The following is a 6,387-nucleotide window of genomic DNA, read 5'->3' as shown; positions in this document are numbered from 1 at the left end:
AATCTGCGGCCGCACTTCCACCGGCAGCTCGCGGCGCCCGGTTTCGCCGAGCAGCCGGAACACCGATTCGCGAAACGCCACACCCAGCGCCGTGTTCAGTGCGGACGACGCGATGGTGGAACTCGAGCCGTCAATCAACATCTGCACCTGGGCGTTGCGCCCCGCGCGCAGGTCGCGGGTGAAGTTCGGCGGGATTTGCAGACCCACATAAGCCTTCCCGCGGCGGATCGCCACCGCCATTTCCTCCACGCTCTGCACATCGCCGACGACCCGAAACGTCTGCGTGTTCACGAAGCGGTCAATGATCTGGCGGCTTTCGACCGTGCGGTCCTCATTCAACACGACCATCGCCATGTGCTTCACGTCGTTGTCGAGCGCGTAGCCGAAGGCGATCATCTCAATGAGCGGCGGAAAGAACATGAAGAAGAGCGTGAGCGGGTCGCGCAACACGACCAGGAACTCCTTGTAGAGAATGGCGTTGAAGCCGCGAAACAGTGTGGTCATTTGACTCCCCCATTTCCATCCCCCGTTGTGAGGGCCACAAACACGTCCTCGAGCGACGGCGCAATGGGGCGGATGTCGGCCCGGGCAATGTTCATCTTGGCCAGTTCAACGCGGATCGTCTCCCCGGTGAGTGACCCTTCCACCAGCAGGTGCATGGACTGGCCGAATACCGTGGCCGTTCGTACGCCGGGCAAATGGCGCAGTGCCTGAAGCCCGACAGTAACGTGGTCACAGGTGACATCGAGGCGTTTTGTGCCCGGCGGATTCACCACGGGCAAATGTTTCAAATCGTCCGGCTCGCCGCACACGACGAGCTTCGACATGTAAATATAGCCAACGTGCGAGCAGCGCTCGGCTTCATCCATGTAATGCGTCGTGACGAACAGCGTCATGCCCATGCTGGAAAATTCGAACAACAGATCCCACAGTTCGCGACGCGCCACCGGATCAATCCCCGCGGTCGGTTCATCGAGGAAGAGCACACTCGGTTTGTGCACCAGCGCGCAGGCCATGGCGAGCCGCTGCCGCCAGCCACCGGACAGCAACGCGGCCCGGCGTTGCAAATAGGGTTCGAGATGCGCGAGCGCGACCAGTTCGTCGCGCCGCTGCAGCAGGGCCGCGCCGCTCAGCCCATAAAGCCTCCCGTAGAACATCAGGTTTTCATGCACGGTCAATTCGTCGTAGAGCGAAAACTTTTGCGACATGTAACCGATGAGCGATTTGATGCGTTCGGTTTCGCGCGCCACGTCGTGTCCGGCGATGGTTGCGCGGCCATCGCTGGGTTCCAGCAGGCCGCACAACATGCGAATGACGGTGGATTTACCGGAGCCGTTCGGGCCAAGGAAACCAAAGATCGAACCCTTACTGACCGCAAAATTGACATGATCCACCGCGGTGAAATGGCCGAAGCGCTTGGTCAGGTTTTCACAGACGATCATGGCTTCAGCGGGCATCTCGGACAAAACTAAACCGGATTCCAATGAACTCAGCAAGAAATCCGCAAGTGTAAATTCACCGATAAGCGGGCAGCTACCAGACGATCGTTTTGTCAGGATAAACCCGCGGCCATTGTGGAGATGGAGGTGCCCTGCCGGAGCGGCAAGGTAATGTCAGCCCGCGCTGATCATGCAGGGCATGCCCTTACTCCGCTTCCTTGAAAACAACATCAATCGCCAGACCGGCGGCAAGCAGCAGCGCGCTGGCCGCGGGACTGGAGCCGCTCAGATCTTTAAGCGAAATGATGTAGTTGTCCGCCGAGGTGAACAGTTCCTTGCCCAGACCCGCCCATTTCTTGGTGACGCTGCCGATTTCGCGTCCGGTCTTGCTGATGAACTTGAAATCCCAACCCTTCCAGTTGCCTTTCACTTCGGCGACCTGCTGGTCCTGATTGTCGAAGACATTGAACCCGCCGCCAATGGAGAGCAGTTTGCTTTTGAAATAACCCAATGGCCGCCCGCCCGCGACGACACGGATTTTTGACCGGATGAACGTGAAGCCGCGATGAATCGACGCAACCGGCGGCCGGCCTTCCTGTTCGTAGATGTTCACCGTGGTCGGCATCATGTGCTTTTGGATCACCAGCCGCAGCCACTTTGCCCAGATCGGCGGCTCTTCCTTCGCGATGCCAATTTGCTGGCCTGTTGCCGGATCGAAAATGTCGTAGGTATCCACGAGCTTTAGAACGGCAACGCGTTCCTTGACGAAAAATGACGTGCGCTCGAGCAACGAGCGATTGGCTTGCGCGGCAAAAGGGCTGGATGACGGCGACGCGCCTGGCGCGCTCAGATGGACCGTGTGCCCCGTGGAACCCGCCGCGGGGAAGACTGCGCCTGAAGACGCGACCGCAGCTCCGGAAACGGCTCCCGCAGGCAAACGGCCCTGTTGAATGATCTGGTTGGCGACGGCAGTGCCATCGCCACCGCATTTGGGGCATTGAACTGCGGCGGCCACCTGGCCATCGGCGGACTCCCAGTCGAATTTGTAGCGCGTACCGCAACCGCACTGGATTTTTACTTCCATCATGGCTGGTCTGGTTGGGTTGGACATATGGTAATCAAACCCGGTTGAAATGGGAAGTTCATTCGCGCCAGCGCGGGTGAAGCGCGGCCCAGAAAAAACAATTGACACCGCGCGCCAAGTGTATTATTGAACTAATACACTATTGAACGTCATGCGCCCGGCAATCCTGACCGAAATCAAATATCTCCTGCCCTGGGGGGTCCTTACCGTCGTAGTGGCGGGGTTGGTGGCGGCTGCGACACCGGCAAACGGTATCAGCGATTACTCACTCATGTGCCTGGGGCTCGGTTGTGCGATCCTTGCAGCCAGGGCCTTCGGCAAAGAACGCCTTCGTGTTGAAACAGCGACCGAATCGCCTGAAAACGTCCGGACCATCCGGATGTCCGCCGTTTCAATTACAACGCTCGCAGCGGCGGCCGCTTTCAGTCTGATGAGCGCGAAGGCGCGAGTTCCCCACGGTCTTTCGGTTCCTCTGCTGGCGGTCCTCAGTTCAACGCCGGCATTGGGCATCGTTCCGTATCTCACGGTGCGGACTCGAAAGCCATTTGCCGCCGTGGTGTTTTCCGCATTCATAGTCGGCGCGATCAAAATCGCCAGTTGTGTCGTCGTGCGGATCGTTTACGGGCCGGAGGCGCTGGCCGACGGTTACATGGCGGGAGACTGGCAAACAGCCAAACTGATGATCTCGCTCTTTTGGTCCGGCACTGTGTTCGTCTCATTCGTGCTCGCCTTCGCGTGCGCCCGGCAGTTCGTGCCGACGCCGGTGCCGACCGAAACCTGACCATGCAACTTCACATTTCACCGCGGGACGGCGTGCCGATCTATCGCCAGATTGTCAACCAGGTGAGATACCTGGTCGGATCCGGACGGCTCGCACCGGGTGAAGAGCTGCCTCCGATCCGCGTGCTGGCCGAACATCTCGTGGTCAATCCGAACACCGTTGCCCGCGCCTACGCCGAACTCGAACACGCCGGCATCGTTGCCAAACGCCACGGCTCGGGAACCTACGTCTCGGACAACGGTTCGCCACTCAAGCGCGCTGAAAAGCTGAAAATCCTCACGCAACGCGCGGACGCACTGGTCGCCGAGGCACAGCATCTGGAAGTCGAACTCAGCGAACTGCTCGATTTGATTCGTGAGCGCCACAGGGCAATGCAGTCAAAGGAATAGAACGGATATGAATTCGCCAACTTCTCCTCCGAATGAATCTGTGATCGCCGTCGGCGGCCTCTCGCGCCGGTTTAAATCCAAACTTGCGCTCGACGCCGTCAATTTGAACGTCGAGCGCGGACAGGTGTTCGGGCTGGTGGGTGCGAATGGCGCGGGCAAGACGACGCTCATCAAACACGTCCTGGGTTTGTTCAAGGCGGAGTCCGGTTCTGTGCGGGTTTTCGGCCTCGATCCGGTGGCGGACCCGGTCGGCGTGTTGAGTCGGGTGGGTTTTCTCTCCGAGGACCGCGACCTGCCCGGTTGGATGCGCGTGGACGAGTTGATTCGTTACACACGCGCGTTTCATCGGAATTGGGACGCCGCCTACGCCGGGCAACTGCGCGAACAGTTTCAACTCGATCCGGCGGCGCGAATCAAACAGCTCTCGCGGGGCGAGCTGGCCAAGGCCGGTTTGCTGGCCGCGCTCGCGCACCGGCCCGAACTGCTGGTGCTGGACGAACCGAGTTCTGGTCTTGACCCGGTGGTGCGTCGGGAAATGCTCGAAGCCATCGTGCGCACGGTTGCCGACGAGGGCCGCACCGTTTTCTTTTCATCACATCTGCTCGACGAGATTGAGCGCGTTTCGGATCGCGTGGCGATGATGGCCGGCGGACGCATTGTGCTCCAGGGCAGGCTCGATGAAATCCTCGAGGCCCACTTCCGCCTGACGCTGCGCTTTCCCGCGCCATTGCGGGTACCGCCGATGCTCGCGGGCGCGCTCCATACCACCGGCGAAGGCCTGGAATGGACGGCCCTGTGCAACGGCGCGCGCGGTGAACTGGTGGAGGCTGCAGCGAAACTTGGCGCGCGCGTCGTGAGCGAGACCACGGCGTCGCTGGATGAAATCTTCCTCGCCCGCGTCGGAGGCGAACGATCAGTGTCACTCAACCCTCAACCCGCCGCCAAGTGATGAATTCGCCCGGCGCCGCCATCGCCTGGGAAATCTGGCGCAAGAATCGTTATGGATTCCTCCTGTTGATTATCTTCTTCCTGGTTTGTGTTGGATTGAGCCAGAGGGCGAGACATTACTCGGCGCTGGTGGAAAAGTTCACAGCCGAGTTGCCCCGCGCCGGTACCTTTATGAGTCGAGAAGGAACTCGCCCCTCAGACACGAGGCGTGGTGCGACGCGACAGGATACGGCCAGGGCGATCATACCTCCTCCAGATCTTCTACTCGGCGGTGAAATCAGATATACGGCACCGCCTCTTCCGCCGACTCCCCCGGAACTTGGAGAGGCGCAACTTCAAGCCAATTACTGGGCCGAGTTTGCGACCGGATGGAGCGGAGTGCTGCTGGGACTTTCATTGCTGATATCTCTGGTCGTATTTGCTTTGGCGGAATCGACCGCGCTGCGCGGTTTCAGCGGTGTTCCGTCACGCCTTTTCACGCTCCCGGTGCGAACGGGGCAGTTGATCGCGGTGCCGATGGCGATGGGGACCAGCTTCGTCGCGATGCTCTACTTCGCCTGGTCCCGGCTTGTGTTCGCTTCGCTCCCGTCGATTTTTCCGACGGATGCGCAGATGCCGGACGGTTATTTCTTGTTGTTGTTGCCTGCGACGCTGGCGTGGTTTCAGACGTTCGTCTGGATTTTGCCGGGCTTCCCGAAGACACGGGCGGCGCTGCTCATAGTACTGATTACGGCGGCTGCTGTGTTGAGCGGACTGCCGTTTGGGGAATTGAGCCGATGGCCGGAACGAAAGGCTGCTTTGATAGCGATTTATGCCGCCTCGCTTGTCATGGCTCCGTTCGTCGCGTGGCTGGGCGTGGCGCGCGTCCGCAAAGGTGAATGGCGCGACTGGCCGGCGCTCACGGCGCTGATGGACCGGATCGCCAACGTGTTCTCACGCCGCCGGGACTTCACGTCACCTGCTTCGGCACTGTTCTGGGTCGAGTGCCGGCGAAACGGCCGACTGGCCTTATGGGGATTGGCAGTTGTGATGGCATTCATCTTTGGGCTGAACGCAATCGCTCTTTTGAACGGCGCCCGAACCGCGGATTTATACGGCTCCGTGTGCGGTCCCATACTGTTGTTTCTGGTTTTCATCTGGACGCCCGTCCTGGGGTTGATGATTTGCGGCGACTGTGCTTCGCGCCGGTTGCCGGTGTCGGCATTCCAGGCCGCGTTGCCGGTGGCGGACGGCGAACTCGCGTTCTCAAAGCTCAAGGCGATGGTCGCCGTCTGGATGGGAGGCTGGCTGATGGCCGTTCTTGGCGTCGGCCTTTGGGCCGTGGCGAACGGAGAGTTGGACGCATGGCTCAATAATTTTCTCCATGAACCCGGGCAGGAAATAAGCTTGATCGCCATCGGGGTTTTGTCACTGCACGTTCTGTTCGGGTTGTTCCCGCTGTGGCTGACCGGCCGTGTGCCGGGATTGCCGTGGTCATTCGTCGTCCTGCTGATCGCTTATGCCGGACTCGGCAATATCATCGGATGGTTTGACCGGCATCCCAACTTCCGTGACGCCGCGCTCCTCTTGATTGGATTTGCCGGCGCGTTGAAACTGAGTGTTGCGGTCGTGTCATTCCGGCTTGCGTTGAAACGCAAGCTCGTAAGACGCGGCTTCGTGTTCGGCTCTGTTTCGATCTGGATCGTCGGGACCGCGTTCCTGGTATGGCTGATGCCGTGGAATGTGGATCAACACATTTGGGACGCG

7 protein-coding genes are annotated in these 6,387 nt (G+C 60.0%); 4 read left to right on the top strand and 3 right to left on the bottom strand.

From position 1 onward, the window contains the following. The 3 genes from VN887_01345 to VN887_01335 all read right to left on the bottom strand — a co-directional run. Positions 1–504, bottom strand: a 504-nt coding sequence (locus VN887_01345) for an ABC transporter permease (protein ID HXT38646.1), incomplete at its 3' end; no start/stop codon positions are given. Then, the gene (locus tag VN887_01340; protein ID HXT38645.1) at positions 501–1,457 is read right to left on the bottom strand and encodes an ABC transporter ATP-binding protein; all 957 of its coding nucleotides are present in this window, start codon (positions 1,455–1,457) and stop codon (positions 501–503) included. The genes VN887_01345 and VN887_01340, both read right to left, overlap by 4 nt. Positions 1,458–1,644: 187 nt before the next feature. Beyond that, positions 1,645–2,526 (bottom strand): phospholipid scramblase-related protein, encoded by an 882-nt coding sequence (locus tag VN887_01335; protein HXT38644.1) that lies wholly within the window; start codon positions 2,524–2,526, stop codon positions 1,645–1,647. Between the two features lie 148 nt (positions 2,527–2,674). Between VN887_01335 and VN887_01330 the strand changes: the two genes are divergently transcribed. The 4 genes from VN887_01330 to VN887_01315 all read left to right on the top strand — a co-directional run. Further along, positions 2,675–3,304 (top strand): hypothetical protein, encoded by a 630-nt coding sequence (locus VN887_01330; protein HXT38643.1) that lies wholly within the window; start codon positions 2,675–2,677, stop codon positions 3,302–3,304. Positions 3,305–3,306: 2 nt separating this feature from the next. After that, the gene (locus tag VN887_01325) at positions 3,307–3,693 is read left to right on the top strand and encodes a GntR family transcriptional regulator (GenBank protein ID HXT38642.1); all 387 of its coding nucleotides are present in this window, start codon (positions 3,307–3,309) and stop codon (positions 3,691–3,693) included. A 7-nt stretch (positions 3,694–3,700) separates the two neighbouring features. Next, complete coding sequence (locus VN887_01320; protein ID HXT38641.1) at positions 3,701–4,642, top strand: ABC transporter ATP-binding protein; 942 nt, start codon at positions 3,701–3,703, stop codon at positions 4,640–4,642. Further along, positions 4,642–6,387 (top strand): hypothetical protein (locus tag VN887_01315; GenBank protein ID HXT38640.1); only part of this gene is annotated, 1,746 nt, incomplete at its 3' end. The genes VN887_01320 and VN887_01315, both read left to right, overlap by 1 nt.

Origin of the sequence: Candidatus Angelobacter sp. (assembly GCA_035607015.1) — a bacterium.
Lineage (GTDB): Bacteria > Verrucomicrobiota > Verrucomicrobiia > Limisphaerales > AV2 > AV2.
The sequence above is the reverse complement of the archived record's forward strand: the minus strand, read 5'-3'. Positions and strand labels throughout refer to the sequence as shown.